This window comes from Pseudomonas sp. 22082, from assembly GCF_052046055.1.
In the GTDB taxonomy this organism is placed as follows: domain Bacteria; phylum Pseudomonadota; class Gammaproteobacteria; order Pseudomonadales; family Pseudomonadaceae; genus Aquipseudomonas; species Aquipseudomonas pharyngis.
Genome location: NZ_JBQEQB010000007.1, coordinates 111072 through 135655, shown reverse-complemented (window position 1 = coordinate 135655; position 24584 = coordinate 111072). Strand labels below are relative to the sequence as shown.

20 protein-coding genes are annotated in these 24584 nt (G+C 61.3%); 13 read left to right on the top strand and 7 right to left on the bottom strand.

The features are described from left to right. The first annotated feature begins 140 nt into the window (after window positions 1–140). From ACTJK9_RS10640 to ACTJK9_RS10610, 7 genes are all read left to right on the top strand, one after another. Entirely contained in the window at window positions 141–1055 is a 915-nt protein-coding gene (locus tag ACTJK9_RS10640; RefSeq protein ID WP_039765825.1) for a glutamate/aspartate ABC transporter substrate-binding protein, read from the top strand. Between the two features lie 194 nt (window positions 1056–1249). Beyond that, entirely contained in the window at window positions 1250–1996 is a 747-nt protein-coding gene (locus ACTJK9_RS10635; RefSeq protein WP_007953174.1) for an amino acid ABC transporter permease, read from the top strand. After that, entirely contained in the window at window positions 1996–2667 is a 672-nt protein-coding gene (locus ACTJK9_RS10630) for an amino acid ABC transporter permease (protein WP_007953172.1), read from the top strand. Before ACTJK9_RS10635 ends, ACTJK9_RS10630 begins: the two co-directional genes overlap by 1 nt. After that, a complete protein-coding gene (locus ACTJK9_RS10625; RefSeq protein WP_007953170.1) occupies window positions 2664–3398 on the top strand; it encodes an amino acid ABC transporter ATP-binding protein in 735 nt (244 codons plus the stop codon). Before ACTJK9_RS10630 ends, ACTJK9_RS10625 begins: the two co-directional genes overlap by 4 nt. Before the next feature lie 165 nt (window positions 3399–3563). Beyond that, window positions 3564–5477, top strand: coding sequence for a sensor histidine kinase (locus tag ACTJK9_RS10620; RefSeq protein ID WP_085610880.1), 1914 nt, complete (start codon window positions 3564–3566; stop codon window positions 5475–5477). Then, window positions 5474–6802: a sigma-54-dependent transcriptional regulator gene (locus tag ACTJK9_RS10615; RefSeq protein WP_039765821.1), complete on the top strand. Its 1329-nt coding sequence runs from the start codon at window positions 5474–5476 to the stop codon at window positions 6800–6802. The genes ACTJK9_RS10620 and ACTJK9_RS10615 overlap by 4 nt, the downstream gene beginning before the upstream one ends. Window positions 6803–6822: 20 nt before the next feature. After that, the gene (locus ACTJK9_RS10610) at window positions 6823–7152 is read left to right on the top strand and encodes a GlpM family protein (RefSeq protein WP_162831789.1); all 330 of its coding nucleotides are present in this window, start codon (window positions 6823–6825) and stop codon (window positions 7150–7152) included. A gap of 1 nt (window position 7153) precedes the next feature. Here ACTJK9_RS10610 and ACTJK9_RS10605 read toward each other — a convergent pair whose 3' ends face one another. Both ACTJK9_RS10605 and metE read right to left on the bottom strand, forming a co-directional pair. Then, on the bottom strand, window positions 7154–8188 hold the full coding sequence (locus ACTJK9_RS10605; protein ID WP_440813720.1) for an alpha/beta fold hydrolase: 1035 nt from the start codon (window positions 8186–8188) through the stop codon (window positions 7154–7156). A gap of 130 nt (window positions 8189–8318) precedes the next feature. After that, window positions 8319–10631 carry a 5-methyltetrahydropteroyltriglutamate--homocysteine S-methyltransferase gene (gene metE / locus ACTJK9_RS10600; protein WP_440813717.1) on the bottom strand — a complete coding sequence of 771 codons (2313 nt, stop codon included), beginning with the start codon at window positions 10629–10631 and terminating at the stop codon, window positions 8319–8321. 111 nt (window positions 10632–10742) lie between these two features. Here metE and metR point away from each other — a divergent pair, with 111 nt between their 5' ends. Continuing rightward, window positions 10743–11663: a transcriptional regulator MetR gene (gene metR / locus ACTJK9_RS10595; RefSeq protein WP_440813714.1), complete on the top strand. Its 921-nt coding sequence runs from the start codon at window positions 10743–10745 to the stop codon at window positions 11661–11663. Here the strand turns inward: metR and ACTJK9_RS10590 are convergent. Genes ACTJK9_RS10590 through ACTJK9_RS10575 form a run of 4 tightly spaced genes read right to left on the bottom strand, consistent with a single transcriptional unit; the run spans window position 11647 to window position 14692 of the window. After that, window positions 11647–12177: a GNAT family N-acetyltransferase gene (locus tag ACTJK9_RS10590; RefSeq protein WP_085647243.1), complete on the bottom strand. Its 531-nt coding sequence runs from the start codon at window positions 12175–12177 to the stop codon at window positions 11647–11649. The genes metR and ACTJK9_RS10590 overlap by 17 nt on opposite strands. Before the next feature lie 2 nt (window positions 12178–12179). Further along, window positions 12180–12818 carry a LysE family translocator gene (locus ACTJK9_RS10585; protein ID WP_440813711.1) on the bottom strand — a complete coding sequence of 213 codons (639 nt, stop codon included), beginning with the start codon at window positions 12816–12818 and terminating at the stop codon, window positions 12180–12182. 23 nt (window positions 12819–12841) lie between these two features. Then, window positions 12842–13276 (bottom strand): NUDIX hydrolase, encoded by a 435-nt coding sequence (locus ACTJK9_RS10580; protein ID WP_440813708.1) that lies wholly within the window; start codon window positions 13274–13276, stop codon window positions 12842–12844. 57 nt (window positions 13277–13333) lie between these two features. Then, window positions 13334–14692: an HD domain-containing phosphohydrolase gene (locus ACTJK9_RS10575; protein WP_064599172.1), complete on the bottom strand. Its 1359-nt coding sequence runs from the start codon at window positions 14690–14692 to the stop codon at window positions 13334–13336. Window positions 14693–14948: 256 nt separating this feature from the next. On the opposite strand from ACTJK9_RS10575, the gene ACTJK9_RS10570 reads away from it, so the two are divergent. From ACTJK9_RS10570 to ACTJK9_RS10550, 5 genes are read left to right on the top strand one after another with little or no spacing between them, the layout of a single operon-like run. Continuing rightward, the gene (locus tag ACTJK9_RS10570) at window positions 14949–17222 is read left to right on the top strand and encodes a GGDEF/EAL domain-containing response regulator (protein ID WP_440813705.1); all 2274 of its coding nucleotides are present in this window, start codon (window positions 14949–14951) and stop codon (window positions 17220–17222) included. After that, the gene (locus tag ACTJK9_RS10565) at window positions 17219–19093 is read left to right on the top strand and encodes a putative bifunctional diguanylate cyclase/phosphodiesterase (protein WP_440813702.1); all 1875 of its coding nucleotides are present in this window, start codon (window positions 17219–17221) and stop codon (window positions 19091–19093) included. The genes ACTJK9_RS10570 and ACTJK9_RS10565 overlap by 4 nt, the downstream gene beginning before the upstream one ends. Beyond that, entirely contained in the window at window positions 19090–20037 is a 948-nt protein-coding gene (locus tag ACTJK9_RS10560) for a cytochrome-c peroxidase (RefSeq protein WP_440813699.1), read from the top strand. Before ACTJK9_RS10565 ends, ACTJK9_RS10560 begins: the two co-directional genes overlap by 4 nt. Continuing rightward, the gene (locus ACTJK9_RS10555; protein ID WP_039765801.1) at window positions 20034–21848 is read left to right on the top strand and encodes a DAHL domain-containing protein; all 1815 of its coding nucleotides are present in this window, start codon (window positions 20034–20036) and stop codon (window positions 21846–21848) included. The genes ACTJK9_RS10560 and ACTJK9_RS10555 overlap by 4 nt, the downstream gene beginning before the upstream one ends. Beyond that, window positions 21845–23248 (top strand): ATP-binding protein, encoded by a 1404-nt coding sequence (locus ACTJK9_RS10550; RefSeq protein ID WP_440813696.1) that lies wholly within the window; start codon window positions 21845–21847, stop codon window positions 23246–23248. Before ACTJK9_RS10555 ends, ACTJK9_RS10550 begins: the two co-directional genes overlap by 4 nt. A gap of 7 nt (window positions 23249–23255) precedes the next feature. Here ACTJK9_RS10550 and ACTJK9_RS10545 read toward each other — a convergent pair whose 3' ends face one another. Then, complete coding sequence (locus ACTJK9_RS10545) at window positions 23256–24581, bottom strand: APC family permease (RefSeq protein ID WP_440813693.1); 1326 nt, start codon at window positions 24579–24581, stop codon at window positions 23256–23258. Between the last annotated feature and the right edge of the window lie 3 nt (window positions 24582–24584).

The following is a 24584-nucleotide window of genomic DNA, read 5'->3' as shown; positions in this document are numbered from 1 at the left end:
ACTGGTCTGGCACGACTCATGCTCTACACTCCTTCGACGAATGCCTGTTGCGCCAACACAACAGGAGCCGTCAGGCATTCGAAGCTCAAAAGGGCCCGCTCAACCGGCTCCATAAAAAAAACAATGTCGAGGAAAATTTGATGCGCATCGTTCCCCATATCCTGGGCGCAGCCATTGCTGCCGCTCTGATCAGCACACCAGTTTTCGCTGCCGAACTCACCGGCACCCTTAAGAAGATCAAAGAGTCCGGCGTCATCACCCTGGGCCACCGTGACGCTTCCATTCCTTTCTCCTACATCGCTGACGCTTCCGGCAAGCCGGTCGGCTACTCCCACGATATCCAGCTGGCCATCGTCGAAGCGATCAAGAAAGACCTCGACCTGCCAAACCTGCAGGTCAAATACAACCTCGTCACCTCGCAAACCCGTATCCCGCTGGTGCAGAACGGCACCGTGGACGTCGAGTGCGGCTCCACCACCAACAACGTCGAGCGTCAGCAACAGGTCGACTTCTCCGTCGGCATCTTCGAAATCGGTACCCGTCTGCTGTCCAAGGCTGACTCCAAGTACAAGGATTTCGACGATCTGAAAGGCAAGAACGTCGTGACCACCGCCGGCACCACTTCCGAGCGCATCCTCAAGGCGATGAACGCTGACAAGCAGATGGGCATGAACGTGATCTCCGCCAAGGACCACGGTGAATCCTTCCAGATGCTGGAATCGGGTCGTGCCGTTGCGTTCATGATGGACGACGCCCTGCTGGCCGGCGAAGCCGCCAAAGCCAAGAAAGCCTCCGACTGGGCGGTGACCGGTACTCCACAGTCGTACGAAATCTACGGCTGCATGATGCGCAAGGGCGACGCGCCGTTCAAAAAGGCTGTCGACGACGCCATCAAGGCGACCTACGCCTCGGGCGAGATCAACAAGATCTACGAAAAATGGTTCATGCAGCCGATTCCGCCAAAAGGCCTGAACCTGAACTTCCCGATGAGCGACGAGCTCAAGGCCCTGATCGCCAATCCGACCGACAAAGCGGCTGACGACAAGAAATCCTGATTTCTGACTAACCTTATCCCCTGAGGAGGCGCCTGCCTTTTCAGGGGATGGTCACTCCCTGCTGGCACTTATTGGAAACACTCGAACCGGTGGCTGTCGAGCCGATCGCGTGTGCCTGATTTTCACAATCAGGGCGGGAACGGAGCTTCCCCAGGCGGGCACTTGTACATCGATCGAATCGAGGGGAGACCCTAATGAATTACAACTGGGACTGGGGCGTGTTCTTCAAGTCCACCGGCGTGGGCAGCGAGACCTATCTCGACTGGTTCATTTCCGGTCTGGGCTGGACCATCGCCATCGCCATCGTCGCCTGGATCATCGCCCTGCTGCTCGGCTCGCTGCTGGGCATCATGCGCACCGTGCCGAACCGCATCGTGTCGGGCATCGCGACCTGCTACGTCGAACTGTTCCGTAACGTGCCGCTGCTGGTTCAGCTGTTCATCTGGTACTTCCTGGTGCCCGATCTGCTGCCGCCGGATCTGCAGGAGTGGTACAAGCAGGACCTGAACCCGACCACCTCGGCCTACCTGAGCGTTGTCGTTTGCCTGGGCCTGTTCACCGCCGCCCGGGTCTGCGAACAGGTTCGCACCGGTATCCAGGCGCTGCCACGGGGCCAGGAATCCGCCGCCCGCGCCATGGGTTTCAAGCTGCCGCAGATCTACTGGAACGTGCTGCTGCCCCAGGCCTACCGGATCATCATTCCGCCGCTCACCTCGGAATTCCTGAACGTGTTCAAGAACTCCTCCGTGGCGTCCCTGATCGGTCTGATGGAGCTGCTGGCGCAAACCAAACAGACCGCCGAATTCTCGGCCAACCTGTTTGAAGCCTTCACCCTGGCGACCCTGATCTACTTCACCCTCAACATGAGCCTGATGCTGCTGATGCGCATGGTCGAGAAGAAAGTCGCCGTGCCCGGCCTGATCTCCGTGGGGGGTAAATAATGGAATTCGATTTCAGTGGCATCGTTCCGGCCATTCCCGGCCTGTGGAACGGCATGCTGATGACCCTCAAGCTGATGGCGCTGGGCGTGGTCGGCGGGATCATCCTCGGCACCATCCTCGCGCTGATGCGCCTGTCCCACAGCAAACTGCTGTCGAGCATTGCCGGTGCGTACGTCAACTATTTCCGTTCGATCCCGCTGCTGCTGGTGATCACCTGGTTCTATCTGGCAGTGCCGTTCGTGCTGCGCTGGATCACCGGCGAAGACACCCCGATCGGCGCGTTCACCTCGTGCATCGTGGCGTTCATGATGTTCGAAGCGGCGTACTTCTGCGAAATCGTCCGGGCCGGCGTGCAGTCGATCCCGAAAGGCCAGATGGGCGCAGCGCAGGCACTGGGCATGACCTACGGCCAGATGATGCGCCTGATCATCCTGCCTCAGGCGTTCCGCAAGATGACCCCGCTGCTGCTGCAGCAGAGCATCATCCTGTTCCAGGACACCTCGCTGGTCTACACCGTGGGCCTGGTGGATTTCCTCAACGCCTCGCGCGCCAGTGGCGACATCATTGGCCGCTCGAATGAGTTCCTGATCTTCGCAGGTCTCGTGTACTTCACCATCAGCTTTGCCGCCTCGGTGCTGGTCAAGCGTCTGCAAAAAAGGTTCGCCGTATGATCTCTATCAAGAACATCAACAAGTGGTATGGGGACTTCCAGGTGCTGACCGATTGCAGCACCGAGGTCAAAAAGGGTGAAGTGATCGTGGTTTGCGGCCCGTCCGGTTCGGGCAAGTCGACCCTGATCAAGTGCGTCAACGCACTGGAGCCGTTCCAGAAAGGCGACATCGTGGTCGACGGCACATCGATTGCCGATCCGAAGACCAACCTGCCGAAACTGCGTTCGCGCGTCGGTATGGTGTTCCAGCACTTCGAACTGTTTCCGCACCTGACCATCACCGAAAACCTGACCATTGCGCAGATCAAGGTGCTGGGCCGCAGCAAGGAGGAAGCCACCAAGAAAGGTCTGCAACTGCTCGAACGTGTCGGCCTGTCGGCTCACGCCCACAAGCATCCGGGGCAACTGTCCGGTGGTCAGCAACAGCGCGTGGCGATTGCCCGTGCGCTGGCGATGGACCCGATCGTCATGCTGTTCGACGAACCGACCTCGGCGCTGGACCCGGAAATGGTCAACGAAGTGCTCGACGTGATGGTGCAGCTGGCCCACGAAGGCATGACCATGATGTGCGTGACCCACGAAATGGGCTTCGCCCGTAAAGTGGCCGACCGCGTGATCTTCATGGACGCCGGCAAGATCATCGAAGACTGCAAGAAAGAAGAGTTCTTTGGCGACATCAGCCAACGCTCCGAACGCGCGCAGCATTTCCTCGAGAAAATCCTGCAGCACTAAAACCGCACACCGCTCCCCAACTGTGGGAGCGGGCTTGCTCGCGAAGGGGCCGGCACTTTCAACATCACCGTTGGCTGCCCCAGCGCTTTCGCGAGCAAGCCCCCTCCCACATTGGATCGATGATGATCCTGAGATTTGTGTTGTGGTTGACCCAAGGCAACTGTGATGAAATGCGACCCCACTCTCTATCGCGCCACGCCGCCATCACTTGCCGTGAAACCCCGTCTGATCCGCCACCTGCTCCTGCCGCCGCTGGTCATCGCTCTGATGATCGGACTGGGTTACATCGGCTTCTGGACCAGCGAACATTTCGGCATCCGCAGCCTCGGCGAAAACGGCCAGCGCCAGCTGGAACTGCACGCCCGCGCGGTCGAAAGCGAGATCAGCAAATACACCTACCTGCCCAGCCTGCTGGAGCTCGAATCGAGCGTTTCGCAGCTGCTGGACGACCCGACCCCGGAACACCGGCAAACGGTCAACGATTACCTTGAAGGTCTGAACCGGCGCAGCCGCAGTCGGGCCATCTACGTCATGGACACCACCGGCCGGGTCATGGCCACCAGCAACTGGCGTGACGTCGACAGCTACCTCGGTGAAGACCTGTCGTTCCGCGCCTACTTCCAGAACGCCATCCGCGGCCAGCCCGGACGCTTCTACGGGATCGGCAGCACCAACGGCGAGCCCGGTTATTACCTGGCCCACGGCCTCGAAGAACACGGCAAGATCATCGGCGTCGCGGTGGTCAAGGTGCGCCTGGAAGCCATGGAAGAACGCTGGCAGCGGGCGCGCCTCGAAGCATTCGTCAGTGATGAAAACGGCATCATCATTCTGTCCAGCGATCCGGCCCGGCGCCTCAAATCAGTCATACCGCTGAGCGACGAGACCAAGGAAAAACTCGCCCGCAGCTTGCAGTACTACTGGTTCCCGCTGAACGAACTGCAACCGCTGGCCCGGGAAACCCTGTCCGAAGGCGTGGAAAAACTCACCTTCCCGGCCAACAGCGAAGTGCCGAGCCAACAGGATGGCGATGAAGAAAGCATCAGCTACCTGGCGCAAACCCGACCGTTGAGCGATACCCCGTGGAATTTCACCCTGCTCACGCCGTTGCAGGATCTGCGGCGCGAGGCAATCAATCAGGGGATTCTGGTGGCCGTGGCGTTTGCCCTGGTGGCGTTCCTGCTGATCGCCTGGAACGAACGGCGCAAGGTCATCGCCACCCGCCTCGCCGCCCGCGAAGCCTTGCAGGAAGCCAACAATCAACTGGAGCGTCGGATTACCGAACGCACCGCCGACCTGCGCGCCAGCAACGACCGGCTCAAGAGCCAGATCCGCGAACGGCGTCAGGCCGAAGAAACCTTGCGCCGCGCCCAGGACGAACTGGTGCAGGCCGGTAAACTCGCAGCCATTGGCCAGATGTCCACCAGCATCGCCCACGAACTGAACCAGCCGCTGGCGGCGATGCGCACGCTGTCGGGCAACACCATTCGCTTCCTTGAGCGCGGCCAGCTCGATGTCGCCAGCACCAACCTCAAGACCATCAACGACCTGATCGACCGCATGGGCCGGATCACCGCCAGCCTGCGCTCCTTCGCCCGACGCGGCGACGACAAAGGCCGCGCCAGCCTCGGCAAAGCGGTGGATGCCGCGCTGCAAGTACTCGGTGCTCGCGTCGAAAGTGCCTCGCTGCAACTGCATCGCCAGTTCGACGATGTGCAGGTGCAGATCGACCAGACGCGTCTGGAGCAGATTCTGGTCAACCTGATCGGCAACGCCCTCGACGCCATGCAGGCGCAACCGCTGCCGGAACTGTGGCTGGAAGGCGAAGAATTCAACGGCAAATATCGCCTGCGCGTGCGCGACAACGGCCACGGCATCGACGCGGAAGCGCGCAAGCATCTGTTCGAACCGTTCTTCACCACCAAGCCCGGCGAACAGGGTCTGGGCCTCGGCTTGACCCTGTCGGCCAGTCTGGCGGCCGCCACCGGCGGGCATCTGGGTGTCGAACACCCGGCCAGCGGTGGTACCACTTTCGTCCTCAGTTTACCGTTGGTAAGCCCTACTCCTGCCGAGCCAATATGAACAACGACCTCAGTGTATTGATCGTCGAAGACGACCCCCATGTCCTGCTCGGCTGCCAGCAGGCGCTGACGCTGGAAGACATTCCCTGCATCGGCGTCGGCAGTGCCGAAGAAGCGCTGGAGCAGGTCGGTGACAATTTCGCCGGGATCGTCATCAGCGACATTCGCCTGCCGGGCATCGACGGCCTGGAGCTGCTGACCCGGCTCAAGCAGCGCGACCGCAGCCTGCCGGTGGTGTTGATCACCGGCCACGGCGACATATCCATGGCGGTCGGCGCGATGCAGAAAGGCGCTTACGACTTCATGGAGAAACCGTTCTCCCCTGAACGACTGGTGGACGTGGCCCGTCGTGCGCTGGAGCAACGCAGCCTGAATCGCGAAGTCTCGTCCCTGCGTCGGCAACTGGCCGAACGTGATTCACTGGAAGGACGGATTATCGGGCGTTCGCCGGCCATGCAGAACCTGCGCGAACTGATCGCCAACGTCGCCGACACCTCGGCTAATGTGCTGATCGAGGGCGAAACCGGTACCGGCAAGGAACTGGTCGCCCGTTGCCTGCATGATTTCAGCCGCCGTCACAGCAAACAGTTCGTTGCGCTGAACTGTGGCGGGCTGCCGGAAAACCTGTTCGAAAGCGAAATTTTCGGCCACGAAGCCAACGCCTTCACCGGCGCCGGCAAACGGCGGATCGGCAAGATCGAACACGCCGACGGCGGCACGCTGTTCCTCGATGAAGTGGAAAGCATGCCGCTGCCGTTGCAGATCAAACTGCTGCGGGTGTTGCAGGAACGCACCCTCGAACGCCTCGGCTCGAACCAGAGCGTGGCGGTGGATTGCCGGGTGATTGCGGCCACCAAGTCCGACCTCGACGAATCAAGCAAGGCCGGGGAATTTCGCAGCGACTTGTACTACCGCCTCAACGTGGTAACGCTGGAACTGCCGCCCCTGCGCGAGCGCCGCGAAGACATCCTGCAATTGTTCGAACACTTCACCCAGCAATCGGCCCTGCGTTTCGACCGGGCGCTGCCGGAGCTGGACAACCAGACGTTGTCGAGCCTGATGAGCCACGACTGGCCGGGCAACGTGCGCGAACTGCGCAACGTCGCCGAGCGTTTTGCCCTCGGTTTGCCGGCGTTCAAGAAAACCGGCGCGGGCAGCGCAGGTCAGGGCCTGGCGTTCGCCGAAGCGGTGGAAGCGTTCGAACGCAACCTGCTCAGCGACGCCCTGCAACGCAGCGGCGGCAACCTGACCCAGGCCAGCCTCGAACTGGGTATGGCCAAGACCACGCTGTTCGACAAAGTGAAAAAATACGGCCTGAGCCATTAAGCGAGAACGATGTGGATCTGATTTTCAAGGCAATGCTCGGTGCGGCCGTGGTGGTGATCCTCGCCATGCTGGCCAAGACCAAAAACTACTACATCGCCGGCTTGGTGCCGCTGTTCCCGACCTTCGCCCTGATCGCCCACTACATCGTCGGCAAGGGCCGTTCGATCGACGACTTGAAGACCACCATCGTCTTCGGCATGTGGTCGATCATTCCGTACTTCGTGTATCTGGCGACGCTGTACGTGATGGTCGACCGCATGCGTCTCGAAGCTTCACTGGCGGTGGCGGCGGTGGCGTGGCTGATGGCGGCGACGGTGCTGGTGTCGGTGTGGGTGCGGCTGCACGCCTGAGTCAGAGCAGGTTGTGTTCCGCCACCGGTTCGATCTGCGCCCAGTGCGACGTGTCTTCGCGATGCTCGCGCAAATACGGCAACACCGCCGCCAGCAACGGTTCCTTGAACGCTTCCTGAAAGCGGTGCGCCAGCCCCGGAATCAGCCGCAGCTGACTGCCGCGAATATGCGCCGCCAGGTGCACGCCGTGCATCACCGGCAGCAACGGATCCGCCGTGCCATGCACCACCAGCGTCGGCACCCGCAACTGGTTGAGCAACGCCACCCGGCTCGGCTCGGCAAGGATCGCCATGATCTGGCGCTTCACGCCTTCGGGATTGAACGCCCGGTCATAGGACAGCGCCGCCTGATGCAGCAAGGCCTGCCGGTCATCGCTGACCGAAGGGCTGCCCAGTGCGGCCAGCAGATCGGCCTGTTGCTCCAGCGCAATCTGGCGATTGGGCGCGCCGCGCCGTGACAACAACTGCACCAGCGCCGCGCTCGGCGCCGGCAGCCCTTCGGCACCGGAGCTGGTCATGATCAGCGTCAGGCTTTCGACCCGTTGCGGCGCCATCGCCGCCAGGTGCTGGGCGATCATCCCGCCCATGCTCGCGCCGAGCACGTGGAATTGCTCGACGTGCAAGGCGTCCATCAGGCCCAGCGCATCGTCGGCCATGTCGGTCAGGCTGTAAGGCGCCGCCACCGGCAGGCCGAGTTTGTAGCGCAGCACCTCAAAGGTCAGGTTGGCTTCGGCCGGCGCCTGGCGCCAGGTCGACAGACCGACATCGCGGTTGTCATAACGGATCACCCGAAAGCCTTGCTGACACAGCGCGACCACCACTTCATCCGGCCAGTGGATCAACTGCCCGCCCAGGCCCATCACCAGTAACAGCGCCGGATCCGACGCACGACCGATGCTCTGGTACGCCAGGCTTACCTGCTGCAAATCGACCCGTTCGGTCGGTACATTGACGTCGCAACGCGACGCCGCGTAGGACGCCGGAACGAAAAAAACCGCGGCCAACAACGCCGCGATTGCAAAAAATCCCTTGAACATGAAAAACACCGAAACGCAGAACCCCAGTAGAGCGCGAGTCTGATGAAGTTTGTTCAAGCGCGCTGCCACAGTTCGATGACAGTTTGATGAAGAGTGCCGAGCGGTCGACACCCTTCATTCGGTGTTGCCGTTACGCCAACTGACTGCGCAACTGCCGAGCCGCCGCGACCATGTTGACCAATGCGGCTTCGGTCTCCGGCCAGGCGCGAGTCTTCAGGCCGCAATCGGGGTTGACCCACAGCCGCTGCGCCGGGATGCGTTTCACGGCCTTGCTCATCAACTTGACCATTTCGGCGGTGTCCGGCACTCGCGGCGAGTGAATGTCGTAGACACCAGGGCCGATGTCGTTCGGGTAGTCGAACGCTTCGAAGGCCTCCAGCAACTCCATGTCCGAACGCGAGGTTTCGATGGTGATCACATCGGCGTCCATGTCGGCGATCGCCTTGATCACGTCATTGAATTCGCTGTAGCACATGTGGGTGTGGATCTGGGTTTCATCTTTCACGCCCGAGGCAGTCAGGCGGAACGCCTGCACCGCCCAGTCGAGGTATTCCTGCCATTGTTCACGGCGCAGCGGCAGGCCTTCGCGGAACGCCGCCTCGTCGATCTGCACGATCTTGATTCCGGCGTTTTCCAGGTCCACCACTTCGTCCCGCAGGGCCAGCGCCAGTTGTTGCGCCTGGACTTTGCGCGACACGTCTTCGCGGGGGAACGACCACATCAGCATGGTCACGGGACCGGTCAGCATGCCTTTCATCACCTTGTCCGTCAGGCTCTGGGCGTAGCTGATCCAGTCAACGGTCATGGCGTTCGGACGGGACAGATCGCCATAAATCACCGCCGGTTTGACGCAGCGGGAGCCATAGCTCTGGACCCAGCCGAAACGGGTGAACAGATAACCGTCGAGCTGCTCGGCGAAGTACTCGACCATGTCGTTGCGCTCGGCTTCACCGTGCACCAGCACATCGAGGCCCAGACGTTCCTGCACCTGCACCGCGTGGCGGATTTCGCTGCGCATGGCATCGTGGTAGTCGTTGGCCGACAGCTTGCCCTGCTTGAATGCCTGACGGGCCAGGCGAATCGAGCCGGTCTGCGGGAACGAACCGATAGTGGTGGTCGGGAACGTCGGCAATTTCAAACGCGCCTGCTGTGCGGCGATGCGTTTGGCAAACGGCGAATGCCGCTGGCTGTCGCTGGCATTGATCGCCTCGATCCGCGCTTGCACGTCGGCCTTGTGAATACGCGGCGAGCGGGCGCGGCTCTCTTGAATCGCGCGGCTTGCGGCCAGTGCGTTTTGCACGTTCGGCGCTTGCGGGTCGTTCAGCGCATCACGCAACACCGAGATTTCGCTGCATTTCTGTACGGCGAATGCCAGCCAGCTTTTCAGTTCCGGATCGAGCTTGTCTTCACGCTCGACATCCACCGGGCTGTGCAGCAACGAGCAGGAACTGCTGACCCACAGGTTGTCGCCAAAGCGCTCCTGCGCCGGTTGCAGTTGCGCCAGCGCCTGCTCCAGTTCGCAGCGCCAGACGTTGCGCCCGTTGACCAGGCCGACCGAGAGAATCTTGTAGGTCGGCAGACGATCGAGCACCTGACCGAGCTGATCCGGTGCCCGCACAGCGTCGATGTGCAGGCCTTGCACCGGCAGGCCGACGGCCAAACCGAGGTTGTCTTGCAAACCACTGAAATAGGTCGCCACCAGTTTCTTCAGCGGCGAATACTGCAGAATGTGATAGGCGCGTTCGAAGGCGCTTTTCCAGGCTTGCGGCAGATCGAGGGTGAGGATCGGCTCGTCGATCTGCACCCACTCCACGCCCTGTGCAGCGAGACGACCGAGGATTTGGTTGTACACCGGCAGCAGGCGCTCGAGCAGATCGAGCTTGTCGAAGCCGTTGCCTTTCGCCTTGCCCAGCCACAGGTAAGTCAGCGGGCCGATGATCACCGGTTTGACGTTGTGACCGAGGGCTTTGGCTTCTTCGACTTCATCGAACAGCTGTTCCCAGCTCAGCTTGAATGGCTGGTCGGCGGTGAATTCCGGGACCAGGTAGTGGTAGTTGGTATCGAACCACTTGGTCAGTTCCTGGGCGTATTGAGTCTTGCCGTGCTCACCGCCGCAGCAGGACGCCGTGGCGCCACGGGCCATGGCGAACAGGGTGTCGAGGGTCGGCAGACCGCGTTCGTCACGCACACCGTCGAAACGCTCGGGGATCACACCGAAGGTCAGCGAGTGGGTCAGCACCTGGTCGTACCAGGCGAAGTCGCCGACCGGCAGCAGGTCGATGCCGGCGTCCTTCTGCAATTGCCAGTGCCTGGCGCGCAGCTCGCGGCCGACCTGATTCAGAGCGGCCTGATCGAGATCGCCTTTCCAGTAGGCTTCGAGGGCTTTTTTCAGTTCGCGGTCGGCGCCGATGCGCGGGAAACCCAGGGTGTGTGCCACGGCCATGTCGAGTGTTCTCCATTGCGTAAAAGATGGCGCCATTGTCGACAGCCAGAGCAACATGAGACAAACTCAACCTTTTCGTGTTGATCACAAATTTTCCTCATGGAGCCTGCGGTGCTTGAGATCCGTCACCTGAAAACCCTGCATGCCCTGCGCGAAGCCGACAGCCTGGTCGATGCGGCCGACCGCCTGCACCTGACCCAGTCGGCGCTGTCCCACCAGTTCAAGGAGCTGGAAGAGCGCATGGGCGTGCCGTTGTTCGTGCGCAAGACCAAACCGGTGCGCTTCACCAGCGCCGGCCTGCGCCTGCTGCAACTGGCCGACGCGACCCTGCCGCTGCTGCGCGCCGCCGAACGTGATATCGGGCGTCTGGCCGGTGGCACCGCCGGGCGTCTGCACATGGCCATCGAATGCCACAGCTGCTTCCAGTGGCTGATGCCGACCATCGACCAGTTCCGCGATGCGTGGCCGGAAGTCGAACTCGACCTCGCTTCGGGTTTCTCCTTCGCACCACTGCCGGCCCTGGCCCGGGGTGATCTGGATCTGGTGGTGACGTCCGATCCGCTGGAAATCGCCGGCATCACCTACGTGCCGCTGTTCACCTACGAGGCGATGTTGGCGGTCGCCAACCAGCACGCACTGGCAAGCAAACCGTACATCGTCCCCGAAGATCTGCTGACCGAAACCCTGATCACTTATCCGGTGGAACGTGACCGCCTCGATATCTTCACCCGCTTCCTCGAACCGGCCGACATCGAGCCGGCGCAGGTACGCACGTCAGAGCTGACGGTGATGATGATGCAGCTGGTGGCCAGCGGCCGTGGCGTGTGCGGCANCATGCCGCACTGGGCGCTGCATGAATACAGCTCGCGCGGTTACGTGAAGGGCAAGCGGCTGGGCGAGAAAGGTCTGTTTGCGACGCTGTACGCGGCGATCCGCGCCGACATGCTCGACGCGCCGTACATGCGCGACTTCCTGCTGACGGCCAAGGACACCTCGTTCTCGACCCTGGATGGGGTCAGCGCGGTTCGTTGAGACTGGCGGTTGGCACGAAAGGCTGGGACCACATGTGGATCTTGTCGAAGTAGTCCTCGCCGACCCGCACCGCCATCGGCTCGAGGCCGAACTGGACGAAGCCGCAGCGCTGGTACAGATGAAACGCCGCGTCATTGCCGGCGGTGACGGTCAATTGAATGACTTTCAGCGCCGGATGCTGCTGCGCTTCCCCCAGCACCGCCTCCATCAATTTCAGCCCCAGCCCGCGCTGACGAAACTCGGCCGACACATACATGCCGAACACCGTTGCCTTGTGCCGGGCCTTCTCCCGAGGCTCGAACGCCAGGCCGACGATCCCCACCAGCCGGCCCTCTTCAAACGCGCCAAACACTGCGTCGAGCTTGCTGGTCAGGCGTGATTCCCACCAGCTCAACGGCATCACTGCACGCTCGCGCACACTGGAGGTGAACGCCTGCGGATGCCGGTCATACGCCTCCAGCATCAATTCGCGATAGGCCAGCGCATGACTGGCGTCCAGCCGCTCGATCCACATGTTCAGGCGGCCTTGCGCTGTTCAAGCATCAGCCGCACGGCCAGGCCGCCCAGCACGAATCCCATGAAATAACGCTGCGCCGCCAGCCAGGTCGGGTTGTTGACGAACCACGAAGCGATCCCCGCCGCGAACAGCGCGATCAGCAGGTTGACGCTGAAACTGACGCTGATCTGGGTCAGGCCGAGGATGATGCTCTGGGTGAACACCGAGCCGTGCTCGGGGGTGATGAACTGCGGGAATACCGAGAGGTAGAACACCGCGATTTTCGGGTTCAAGGCACTGGTGAGAAAGCCCATGGTGATCAGTTTGCGCGACGAATCCGCCGGCAACTGTTGCGCCTCGAACGGCGAGCGGGCGCCGGGTTTCACCGCCTGCCAGGCCAGCCACAACAGGTACAGCGCGCCGGCCCACTTCAACACTTCATAGGCCATCGGCACGGCGAGAAACACCGCGGTCAAACCGGCGGCCGCCGCGAACAGGTGCACGAAGAATCCCGCCACCACGCCGAGCAGCGAGGTCACCCCGGCGCGACGTCCCTGGCAGATCGACCGCGAGATCAGGTAGATCATGTTCGGCCCCGGCGTCAGTACCATCAGCAGTGCGGCGGCGGCGAAAATCAACAGGTCTTGAAGCGGGATCATGACGAAGTCCTTTGCACGAATGATCAGGCGATCGCAGTCAGCGAGGCTCGATAAAACGGCAGGATCAGGTCGCGTGTCAATGGGGCGAGAACCACATCGCCGTCGGTGGCCGGATCGATCCAGATCACCTCTTCGATCTCGGCGGCCGGAGACACCCTGGCGTCGATGGTCAGTTGAAAGATGTCGGCCTGCACGACGAATCCCGGCTCGTTGGCAGCGGGTGCCGAGAACTGGCCGAGAAAGCTAGCCTGCGCCGGATCGATCACCAGTCCCAGTTCTTCCTCCAGCTCACGGGCCAGTGCATGCACCGGCAGTTCATCGGCTTCAATCTTGCCGCCCGGTTGCATGAACGCCATGGTATTGCGCTTGCGCACCAGCAGGGTCTGGCCGTCGGGACCGATCAGCAGCGCGGCGGCGATACGGATGATGCGGGGGGAAACTGCGGATACAGAAGTCATGGGTCAGCCACCGGCCTTGAGAAAAGCCGCAAGGATCCCATGCCGGCCGCGCCAGCGTCATCCACCCTGGGCCGCGAGCGTCGTCTCAGGCTCTTGCGGCACCTTCACGAATACCTTGTATTTGCCGCCCTCCATGGCCTCGAAACTGATCAGTTTTTCAACCAGCGGAGCGCTCAGCACTTTGCCGGCGTTGAGCAGCAACATGCCGTTGTCGGCATTGAGGTTGCGCGCGAGGATCATCCCCGCCGCCAACTCCCGGGTGCCCATGACCTTGACGTCCGGATCGGCCAGGGTGATGTCGCTGACCATTGCGCAGACCTTGATGAAATCCTCGATCAGCTCGGGATCGTAGAGTTTGCCGGCGTACTGGCGCAGGTACAGCAAGGCTTCATCGCTGTTCATCTGCCGCTCGAGAATCAGCCCGCGCTGCAACTCGACAAAATCCACCGCCAGTTTCAACAGCCGCGAGCCCAAGGGAATGGCCTCGCCCTTGAGCCGGTCGGGAAACCCGCTGCCGTCCCAGTGCTCCTGATGGTGCAGGATCAGCCGCGCGGCATCCTTCATCGGGTCCAGTGTCATCAACAGCGATTCGCTCTGTTTCGGATAAGCCCGATAGCGGTCCCGCTCGGTGCTGTGCAGCAAGTCCGACGGCGTGGTCATCATGCTGTCGGTCCAGCTCAGCTTGCCGATATTGTAGAGCGCGGCGGCCATGGTCAGGTCGCGGCTGGCGGCTTCGTCCAGACGGTGCATCTTGCAGTAGCCGCGTACCAGCTCGATGATCTGCCGATTGGTCTGCTTCGCCGGCGGCAGGCGCAGGTTGGCCAGCAACGAGAACATTTCGGTGCCTGTCAGGAAACTGCGCTTGAGCTCCTCGTAGGCGAGGTCGAGCATGTCGGCGGTCTGCTGCAGTTCGGCGGTACGGGCGGCGACGTGTTTTTCCAGGGTGCTGTTGAGCAATTTCAATTGTTCGTTTTGCACTCGCGTCAGTTTTTCCAGACGTTCGCGCTCGCGTGCCAGATGCTGATGCTCGAGGGCCTGACGCAAGGTCAGCAGCATTTCCTCGTCGTTCCAGGGTTTGCTGATGTAACGGTGGATCTGCCCTTCGTTGATGGCCTTGATGATCGCCGAAGGATCGGCGTAGCCGGTGAGCATGATCCGCGCGGTCGCCGGATACCGCTCATGAACAAGAGCCAGCAGCGTGGCCCCATCCATGTTGGGCATGCGCGCGTCGCTCATCACCAGATTCACCGGTTGCTGCTCGAGTATTTCCAGCGCCTGGGCACCGCTGGTGGCCAGCAAGACGTCATAAGGCTGGCCGCGCAGCAGACGGCGCAGGCTGTTGAGGATCGGTTCCTCGTCATCGACCAGCAGCACTTTGGGCCGGGGCGGCGAAATCGGGGCGGACGGCTCTTCCATGGCGAAGCCTCGTGAAAAACGTTGGACATGACTGACGCGCCGGCAGACCTCCCCTGCTTGCCTGCGCTTGAATCACAGGCTAGATGATTTTCGCAGGGCTCGTGTAAATCCCCTGTTACACCACGCCAGGCGAAGTTGCGCCCCTGCAACTATGCTCAAGTCGCTGGACGACACCATCGGCCTGCGCGCAGGCATTTGATGAGGGGAAAGGGATGCTCCCGATGACGAATGTGCGTGAACACACGGGTATTGCGTCATGAGTGCGCAACCCGGACACACCAACCGCCGCGTGCTCATCGTCGACGATACCGCGTCGATCCATGACGATTTCGCCAAGATCCTCAAACCGGCCACGGCTGAAGCCGACAGCCTGGATGAAACGGAAAGCCTGCTGTTCGGCGATGCGTCCTCCGCCCCCGTCGCACCGAAAGACCGTTTCGAACTGGACTCGGCCTATCAGGGCCGCGAAGCGCTGGACAAAGTCGAAGCCGCACTCGCCGCCGGGCGCCCGTACGCCATGGCCTTCATCGACATGCGCATGCCGCCGGGCTGGGATGGCCTGGAAACCATCGAGCGGCTGTGGCAGGTCGATCCCAAGCTGCAGGTGGCCCTGTGCACCGCCTACTCCGATTACTCGTGGGAAGACATCGACCAGCGGCTGGCCCTGACCGATCGCCTGCTGATCCTGAAAAAACCCTTCGACGCGATAGAAATCCGGCAGATGGCCAGCGCCCTGACGGTCAAGTGGCAAATGACCGAAGACGCCGCCATGAAGATGAACCTGCTGGAGCAGGCGGTTCAGGAGCGTACCCGGGAACTGTCCGACGCCAACATCATCGTGCAGAACAGCCCGACCATCCTCTACCGGTTGCGCGGTGAACCGTCGTTTCCGCTGATGTACATCTCCCACAACATCACCCGCTACGGCCATGTCGCGGCTGATCTGGTGGGTTCGGCCAACTGGGCGCAGACGCTGATTCACCCGGACGATCAGGTCAGTGTCGATACCGCCATGGGCCGGGTGCTCGATCGGCATGCCGAAGGCGCCACCATCGAGTTTCGCCTGCGTACCGGCGCGGGCGACTGGCGCTGGGTGGAAAACCGCTACATCCCGGTGCGCGATCACGACGGCCGCCTGCTGGAAGTCGAGGGGATCATTCTTGACATCACCGAACGCCGGCTGGCCGAAGAGAAAATGGCCTTGCTGGCCCGCACGGACGGACTCACCGGACTTGCCAATCGCGCCACGCTGATCGAGCGTCTGCATCAGGCCTTCGCCGCCGCGCGTCGGGGAGCGGCACCTTTTGCGGTGTTTTACCTGGATCTGGATCACTTCAAGCGGATCAACGACACCCTCGGCCATCCAGTCGGCGATCTGTTGTTGCAGGCAGTGGCGCAACGGATCAAATCCAATGTACGGGAAAATGACGTGGTCGCACGTCTGGGCGGAGACGAGTTCGCGATCCTGCAACTGGACGTCAGCGACCCGACCCAGTCTGCTGCCATCGCGACCAAGATCCGCGATGCGCTTCTGGAGCCCTACCAACTGGCAGGCAATGCCTTGCGCATTTCCGTCAGTATCGGCATCTGCCTGTACCGCGCCAACAGTCGGGATGCCGACAGTCTGCTGGCCGGCGCCGACATGGCGCTGTACCGCGCCAAGGAAACGGGGCGCAATCAGTACCAGTTCCATTCCGAGCAAATCACTCGCGAAGTCGCCGAGCGCATGGCCCTGGCCGAGGAATTGATGACCGCCCTGACTCAGGGAGGACTGAAGCTCGACTACACGCCGGAAGTGGACATGCACAGCGGCAAGATTCTCGGCATGGCCGCGCAGGTCAAATGGCAACATCCCAGGCTTGGTCTGCTGCCGGCGTCGGCCTTCGTACCGGCAGCGGAAAAGACCGGTGCAATCATCCCGCTCGGTCGCTGGATCCTGGATCACGCCTGCTGGCAGATGCGCCAGTGGCAAAACGAGGGTGTGGCGCCTCCGGTGATGGCGATCAGGATTTCCCTGGCGCAACTCAAGAGCGGCCCCGAACTCATCTATGACGTGCTGCGCACCACCGCCCGCTGGGAACTGGCACCGTGGGATCTGCGTTTCGATGTCACCGAAGCGACCCTGGCCCAGACCAAATGGACCCACAACGATGTGCTGCCGCGCCTCAGCGAGCTTGGGGTAAAGATCGCCATCGACGATTTCGGCACCGAATACTCATCGTTCGATTACCTGAAAACCTACCGGGTCAATCACCTCAAACTCGCCCAATCCCTGATCGACAGTGCGGCCCAGGATGAAGGCAGCGCCAATACCCTGCGAGCGATCGTCAATTTCGCCCGGGATCTGGCGATCGACATCAGCGCCGAAGGCGTCCAGCCCGCAGATCGGGATGACGCCCTCACCTCTTCGGCCCCGCTGAAAAACGTGCAAGGCCTTTGCTTCAGGGAAGCTGTCAGCCCCGAGCAAGCAGCCCGCCTGCTGAAGGACGGAAACGCGACTGCCCCGCTGCCCAGGGAGGATGAGGGATGAAAACACCTTTTCCCCAGACCAACCGGCGCATATTGATCGTCGACGATACCCCGGCGATCCATGATGACTTTCGCAAGATACTGACCCCGGACACCAGCGGTGCAGCAGACCTGGATACGCTCGAACAAACGCTGTTCGGCACCCGGCAATCATCGCACCTGACGTTCCAGCTCGACTCCGCCTATCAGGGGCAGGAAGCGCTGAAACTGGTGCAGCATGCGGTGGAAGAAGGCCGGCCTTATGCCCTGGCGTTCACCGACATGCGCATGCCGCCCGGTTGGGACGGCCTGGAAACCATCGAAAAACTGTGGGCGGTCGATCCGAATCTGCAAATCGCCTTGTGCACCGCCTATTCCGACTACAGCTGGGAGGCCATGGCCGAACGACTGGAATTCGGCGATCAGTTGCTGATCCTGAAAAAACCGTTCGACACCCTGGAAATCCGCCAGATGGCCAATGCCCTGACCTGGAAATGGCAGTTGGCCCAGGATGCGGCGCTGAAAATGCTCAGTCTCGAGCAGACCATCGAAGCCCGCGTGCATGAATTGCTCAAGGTCTCGCACCTGTTGCAGTACGACAGCCTCACGGGCCTGCCCAACAGCACCTTGCTCGGTGACCGTTTGACTCAGTCGCTGGCCGCTTGCCGGCGCCATGACAAACAACTGGTGGTGATGTTTCTCGGGCTGGATCGCTTCAAGCGCATCAACAATGCCCTGGGCCATCCGGCGGGCGACGAGATGCTCAAACGGGTCGGCCAGCAATTGCTCGCCTGCGTGCGCGAATCGGATTCGGTTTTTCGTTATGGCTCCGACGAATTCGTGGTGATGCTCAGCGACATCAATCACCCGCAGCAGTCGCGCAGCATCGCCGAGAAACTACTGAGCACTATCCGCACACCACAGACAATCGTCGGGCATGACGTGAGCGTCACGGCCAGTCTGGGCATCAGCCTCTACCCCGATGACGGGCTCGAGGCCATCGAGCTGATCAAGAAAGCTGAAACGGCCATGCGCAGCGCCAAGGAAAACGGACCGAACGAAATCGGCTTCTTCATCGAAGCCATGAACCAGCGCGCCCGGGAACAGCAAAGCATCGAGTCGGGCATTCGCCAGGCCCTGCAACGCCAGGAATTCGTCCTGCATTACCAGCCGAAAATCGAGCTGGCCAGCGGCCGGGTAGTCGGTGCCGAGGCACTGGTGCGCTGGCAGAAACCGGGGCATGGCTGGGTCTATCCCTCGGAGTTCATCCCGGTGGCCGAAGACAGCGGCCTGATCGTGCCGCTGAGCAAATGGGTGCTGGCCGAGGCCTGTCGTCATACCCGTGAATGGCAACAGGCGGGATTGCCGCCGATTCGCATGTCGGTCAACACCTCGGCCATCGACTTTCGTCAGCGCCATTTCGTCGAGGGCATCGAGCAGGTACTGGCACAGACCGGGCTCGATCCCCGTCTGCTGGAACTGGAGATCACCGAAGGTGTGCTGATGCAGAACGTCGACGCAACGATGAACGCGCTGGGCAGGCTGAAGGCGCTGGGGGTTCGGCTGGCCATCGATGACTTCGGCACCGGTTATTCCAGCTTGAGCTATCTGCGCCGTTTTCCCATCGATGTGCTGAAAATCGATCAATCGTTCATTCGCGGCCTGAGCCATGACAGCGGTGATGCCGCCCTGGTCGGCGCGATCATCAGCCTGGGCAAGAGCCTGAACCTCAACGTCATTGCCGAAGGTGTGGAAACCGCGCATCAGTTGGCATTTCTAAAAGCTCATCACTGCGAGGAAGGCCAGGGCTTCTATTTCAGCAAGGCCTTGCCGGCAGAGGCCTTCGCCCGTTTGCTGGAGTCTGCTCAACCTGGCACGTGGGGTGTTTCATGAATCGCCCGGGGACGTTGGTTCTACTGCTCGGTCTGTGCGCAAATGCCATCGCCGCACCGCTGGACGAGCCGCTGAAACCCTTGCCGCCAAAGCCGCACCTGGATGCCAGGCGGGTCGAGCTCGGGCGCCAGTTGTTCCATGACCCGCGATTGTCGATCAATAACACGCTGTCCTGCGCCAGCTGCCATCAACTGGATAAAAGCGGCGCCGACACCCGCGCCTTCTCCAACGGCTTCGATGGGCAACCGGTGGCGGTCAACACACCAACCGTATTCAACGCCAGCCTCAATTTCCGCCAGTTCTGGGATGGCCGCGTCGAAACCCTGGAAGAACAAAGCAACGTCGTGATCACCAGCCCCCACGAAATGGGCAGCGACTGGAACACCGTCGTGCAACGGATCGCTGACGACGCAGCCTATGGTCAGAGCTTTCGTGCCGCCTACCCCGATGCCGTGAGCCGGGCCAATATCCAGAATGCGCTGGCCACCTATGAGCGCACGCTGCTGACCCCCGACTCCCGTTTCGATCAGTACCTGCTGGGCAATACCGATATCCTGACCCTCGAAGAAAAATACGGCTATCAGCGTTTCAAGGAGTACGGCTGCATTGCCTGCCATCAGGGCGTCAACATTGGCGGCAACATGTTCCAGAAATTTGGCGTGTTCGGCGACTACATCGCCGATCGCGGTAACCCGACGGTGGCCGACCAGGGCCGTTTCAACGTGACCGGCGACGAAGCCGACCGCGCCGTGTTCAAGGTGCCGAGCCTGCGTAATGTCGCGCTGACCGCACCGTACTTCCATGACGGCTCGGCGCCCACCCTCGAACGGGCCGTGGACGTGATGTTCCAGTATCAGTTGGGGCGCATGCCGAGCGAAGAAGACAAGACCCTGATCATCCTGTTTCTCAAGACCCTGACCGGCCATCCGGAGGGCCAGCCATGATGAAGGTTTCACGCCGTGTCAGCCTGATGTTGATCGGGCTCGTCGCCGTGCTGCTGGCCTCGATCCTGGTGTTTCTCTACCTCAAGTCCAGCACCGAGCAGACGACGGCCTACACCGAGTCCCGGGACCTGATCCGCCAGATCAAGCAGCAGGACTCGCTGTGGGAAAACGAAATCCTCAAGGCGCGGGTGGCGATCTCCCACAATTACGACCCGCTGGTCTCGCCGATGAGCGAGATGAACCGCCTGTGGGAACGCTTCGACACCATGGAGTCCGGTCACGGGCGCAACGACTCGACACAATGGGACGAAGCCCACGAGAGTTTTCTCAAGGCGATGCAGGAAAAGACCCGGTTGGTGGAGCAGTTCAAGTCGCACAACGCCTTGCTGCGCAACTCTCTGGCGTTCCTGCCGACCGCCGAAGATGACATTCAGGCACAACTGGCCGGCCTGTCCGATCTCGACAAGATTCAGGTGCAGAACATCGCCACCGATACCTATGACCTGCTGCTCAGCGCACTGGAGTTCTCTCAGGTCACCTCCGACGACAAGGCCGCCGATATCGTCCTGGGCCTGAACAAACTGGCGGTGAACGCGCAACGCCTGCCCCAGGACTTTCAAGCCCCGATCAGGATCCTGAGCAATCACATCAGCCTGATCCTGCGCGAGCAGCCGATCGTCAACCGCTTGCTCGAGGAGATTGAGGCGGTTCCGGTGGCCGAGCGCCTGGACAACATCACCAACATGCTCAACCGGGATCAGCAGCGGGTCGAAAAAATCGACAGGAAATATCACTTCTATCTGCTGCTGTTCTCGGTCCTGCTGATGCTGTCGCTGCTGTGGCTGGCCATCCGTCTGATCCGCAGTTTCGCCGAGATCAACCGGGTCAACGCAGCCCTGCAAACCGCCAACGATGTGCTGGAGCAACGGGTCGAGGAACGCACCCGGGAGCTCAAGAACGCCCAGAGCGAACTGCTCGACGCCGCACGCCAGGCCGGCATGGCCGAGATCGCGACCAACGTGCTGCACAACGTCGGCAACGTGCTCAACAGCGTGAACATTTCCTCCGACCTGATCGCGCGCAAGTTACGCAACAGCAAGACCCTGGGGCTGGGCAAGGCCATGCAGCTGATCAACGAACACCCCGACGACCTCGGCCAGTTCCTCAGCGAAGACCCCAAGGGCAAATTGCTGCCCGGTTATCTCAATCAACTGGTCGTTGCCATCGCCCAGGAACAGCAGGAAATGGTCGACGAACTGAACCAGATGAACAAAAGTGTCGATCACATCAAGGACATCGTCGCCACCCAGCAATCCTATGCCGGGGCCAGCAGCCTGACCGAGCCGCTGTACATCAGCGAACTGCTCGAAGACGCCCTGCGCATGAACGCCGGAGCCCTGACCCGGCACCACGTCACAGTGGTCAAGGACTACGCCGAAGTGCCGCAGGTGATGGGTGACAAACACCGTTTGCTGCTGATCCTGATCAACCTGATCAGCAACGCCAAATACGCGATGTCCGACCTCAGCAACCGCCCGCGCACCATCACCCTGGGCGTAAAAATCGTCGACGGGAATTATCTGGAAATCAGCGTCAAGGACGATGGCGAAGGTATCGCCCCGGAAAACATGACGCGGATCTTTGCCCACGGTTTCACCACCCGCAAAGAGGGCCACGGCTTCGGCCTGCACAGTTGCGCCCTGGCGGCCATCGAGATGAACGGCCACCTCACGGCCCACAGCGACGGACCTGGCCAGGGCGCCCTGTTCACCTTGCAGATTCCGCTGATCGCGGTAACGGAGAACGCATGAGCGAATTGTCGAACCGCCGCATTCTGCTGATCGATGACATGCCGTCGATCCACGAAGACTTTCGCAAGATCCTCGCCCCGGCTTCAGCGCAGTCGGCAGAGATGGACGAAATGGAAGCCGCGCTGTTCGGCGAAACCGCCAGACCCCGGCGAGCGGTTTTTGAACTGGACTCGGCCTACGGAGGGGAAGAAGGCCTGGCCAAACTCAACCTGGCCTTGCAGGAACAATGTCCCTACGCCCTGGCGTTCGTCGACATGCGCATGCCCGACGGCTGGGACGGGGCGCAAACCATCGAAGCGCTGTGGCAGCAGGATCCGCAGTTGCAGGTGGTGGTCTGTACCGCCTATTCCGACTATTCCTGGGACGAATTGCTGGATCGTCTGCACGCCCATGACCGGCTGCTGATTCTGAAAAAACCCTTCGACAACATCGAAGTCCAGCAGATGGCCAACACCCTGCTGACCAAATGGCAGATGACCGAGCGCGCGTCGCTGCAAATGCATCACCTGGAACATCTGGTGGATCAGCGTACCGCCCAGTTCAAGCAGGCCAGCGAAGCCTTGCAGCGGGAAATCGACGAACGCAAACAGCTGGAAGGCCAGTTGGTGCAATCGGAGAAGCTCGCTTCGCTGGGGCAACTGGCCGCTGGCGTCGCCCATGAAATCAACAATCCGATCGGTTTCATTTCCTCCAACCTCGGCACGCTCGACGGCTATTTCCAGCAACTGCTGGCCATGCTCGGCGCCTATCACACCGCCGGGCAAACTCTGCCCGCCGAACTGGCTGGGCAGTTGCAGCAATTGCGCGAGGACCTCGAACTGGATTTTCTGCTCGAAGACATTCCGGTGCTGATCAGGGAATCCAAGGAAGGCATCGCTCGGGTCGGCCAGATCGTCAGGGACCTGAAGGATTTCTCCCGGGTCGACAGCCATCAGCAATGGCAGTGGGCCAATCTGCAACAGGGCATCGAATCGACCCTGAACATTGTCGCCAGCGAGCTCAAGTACAAGGCCGATGTGATCAAGGAATATCAGGAGCTGCCGGACATCGAATGCCTGCCCTCGCAAATCAATCAGGTCATCATGAACCTGGTGGTCAACGCGGCGCAGGCAATGGGCCCGGAGCGCGGTACCATCACTCTGCGCACTGGCGTGCAGGGTGAAACAGCGATCATCGAAGTGGCCGACACCGGCTCGGGCATTGCACCCGAGACCCTGCAAAAAATCTTCGACCCGTTCTTCACCACCAAACCGGTCGGCCAGGGGACGGGCCTGGGCCTGTCCCTGTCGTATGGCATTGTAAAAAAACACGGCGGTGACATTTCCGTCAGCAGCAAACCGGGATTCGGTACGACGTTCCGCGTGCAACTGCCGTTGCGCCAAACCCGGCCCGCGGCCTGATGCCTGATCAGGCCGCTTCCTGAAAGTCCATCTCCGGTGGTTGGCGACGGAAGCCACCGGTCAGCACCGCCAGATACAGCACACCAATCGCCAGCCAACTCAGGCCCAGATACACCGCCAGGTGATCGAGGCTGACCATCAGCCACAAGTCCGCCAGCAGACCGATGAACGGGAAGAGCAGGAACAGAACCAGTTCGCGCAGACCTTTTTTATCCCCGCCGATCCAGTAGTGAAAAATCACCGACAGATTGACCAGACTGAACGCCAGGAACGCGCCGAAGTTGATGAACGAGGTCGAGGTGGTCACGTCGAGTTTCAGCGCCAGCAACGCGACAACGGCGCACAGCAGGATGCTGTTGACCGGCGTACCGAAGCGCTCGTGCAAGGTGCCGAAAAACGACTTCGGCAACACGCCGTCACGGCCCATCGCGAACAACAGCCGCGAACCGCTGGCCTGCGCCGACAGGCCCGAGGCGAACTGACCGACGATCAGGCCGATCAGGAAGATCGACACGAACAGATCACCGCCGATGTTGCGCGCAATTTCGTAGGCCGCCGAGTCGACGCTGTCGAACTGGAACGACGGATGGGCGATCTGCACAAAATAAGAGACACCGACGAAAATCAGCCCGCCGATGAGGGTGATCAACATGATTGCCCGAGGGATGGTGCGGCGCGGATCGCGGGTTTCTTCGGTGAGCGTGCTGACTGCATCGAAGCCGAGGAACGAGTAGCAGGCAATGGCCGCGCCGCTCATGATCAGCGGCATCTGCATGTCGCCGTTGAAGAACGGTTTGATCGACCACAGCGGCGTGCTGGCATCGTCGCCGACGTAATGCACGCACAGTGCGACGAAGGCGATCAGCACCAGAAACTGCACCAGCATCAGCAAGGCGTTGATACCGTTGGCCAGTTTCAGGCCGATGATGTTGATCGCGCTGGTGATGCCGATGAATACCAGCACCCAGATCCACTGCGGAATCGACGGGAACGCCGACGCCAGGTACGCGGCGCCGATCAGCCAGATCGCCATCGGCAGAAACAGATAATCGAGCAGCACCGCCCAACCGGCGATGAAGCCGAGTTTCGGGCTGATGGCCTTGCGCACATAGCTGTAGGCCGAGCCGGCCACCGGGAATGCGGCGGCCATGCGCCCGTAGCTCATGGCGGTGAAGAACATCGCCACCAGCGCCGCCAGATACGCGGCGGGCACCATGCCTGCAGTGGATTGGGCGAGGATGCCGAATGTGCCGAGGACAATGATCGGCGTCATGTAGGCGATGCCGAACAGCACCACCGACCCTGGCGAAAGGGTGCGTTGCAAACGAGCCATGGG

What these genes read in the sequence shown, in the direction of transcription:
- ACTJK9_RS10630 (WP_007953172.1), top strand. Translation starts at nt 1,996, where the DNA reads ATGGAATTCGATTTCAGTGGCATCGTTCCGGCCATTCCCGGCCTGTGG.
- ACTJK9_RS10625 (WP_007953170.1), top strand. Translation starts at nt 2,664, where the DNA reads ATGATCTCTATCAAGAACATCAACAAGTGGTATGGGGACTTCCAGGTG.
- ACTJK9_RS10575 (WP_064599172.1), bottom strand. Translation starts at nt 14,692, where the DNA reads ATGGAAGAGCCGTCCGCCCCGATTTCGCCGCCCCGGCCCAAAGTGCTG.
- ACTJK9_RS10640 (WP_039765825.1), top strand. Translation starts at nt 141, where the DNA reads ATGCGCATCGTTCCCCATATCCTGGGCGCAGCCATTGCTGCCGCTCTG.
- ACTJK9_RS10565 (WP_440813702.1), top strand. Translation starts at nt 17,219, where the DNA reads ATGAAAACACCTTTTCCCCAGACCAACCGGCGCATATTGATCGTCGAC.
- ACTJK9_RS10580 (WP_440813708.1), bottom strand. Translation starts at nt 13,276, where the DNA reads ATGACTTCTGTATCCGCAGTTTCCCCCCGCATCATCCGTATCGCCGCC.
- ACTJK9_RS10570 (WP_440813705.1), top strand. Translation starts at nt 14,949, where the DNA reads ATGAGTGCGCAACCCGGACACACCAACCGCCGCGTGCTCATCGTCGAC.
- ACTJK9_RS10545 (WP_440813693.1), bottom strand. Translation starts at nt 24,581, where the DNA reads ATGGCTCGTTTGCAACGCACCCTTTCGCCAGGGTCGGTGGTGCTGTTC.
- ACTJK9_RS10585 (WP_440813711.1), bottom strand. Translation starts at nt 12,818, where the DNA reads ATGATCCCGCTTCAAGACCTGTTGATTTTCGCCGCCGCCGCACTGCTG.
- metE (WP_440813717.1), bottom strand. Translation starts at nt 10,631, where the DNA reads ATGGCCGTGGCACACACCCTGGGTTTCCCGCGCATCGGCGCCGACCGC.
- ACTJK9_RS10615 (WP_039765821.1), top strand. Translation starts at nt 5,474, where the DNA reads ATGAACAACGACCTCAGTGTATTGATCGTCGAAGACGACCCCCATGTC.
- ACTJK9_RS10590 (WP_085647243.1), bottom strand. Translation starts at nt 12,177, where the DNA reads ATGTGGATCGAGCGGCTGGACGCCAGTCATGCGCTGGCCTATCGCGAA.
- ACTJK9_RS10550 (WP_440813696.1), top strand. Translation starts at nt 21,845, where the DNA reads ATGAGCGAATTGTCGAACCGCCGCATTCTGCTGATCGATGACATGCCG.
- ACTJK9_RS10555 (WP_039765801.1), top strand. Translation starts at nt 20,034, where the DNA reads ATGATGAAGGTTTCACGCCGTGTCAGCCTGATGTTGATCGGGCTCGTC.
- ACTJK9_RS10635 (WP_007953174.1), top strand. Translation starts at nt 1,250, where the DNA reads ATGAATTACAACTGGGACTGGGGCGTGTTCTTCAAGTCCACCGGCGTG.
- ACTJK9_RS10605 (WP_440813720.1), bottom strand. Translation starts at nt 8,188, where the DNA reads ATGTTCAAGGGATTTTTTGCAATCGCGGCGTTGTTGGCCGCGGTTTTT.
- ACTJK9_RS10620 (WP_085610880.1), top strand. Translation starts at nt 3,564, where the DNA reads ATGAAATGCGACCCCACTCTCTATCGCGCCACGCCGCCATCACTTGCC.
- ACTJK9_RS10560 (WP_440813699.1), top strand. Translation starts at nt 19,090, where the DNA reads ATGAATCGCCCGGGGACGTTGGTTCTACTGCTCGGTCTGTGCGCAAAT.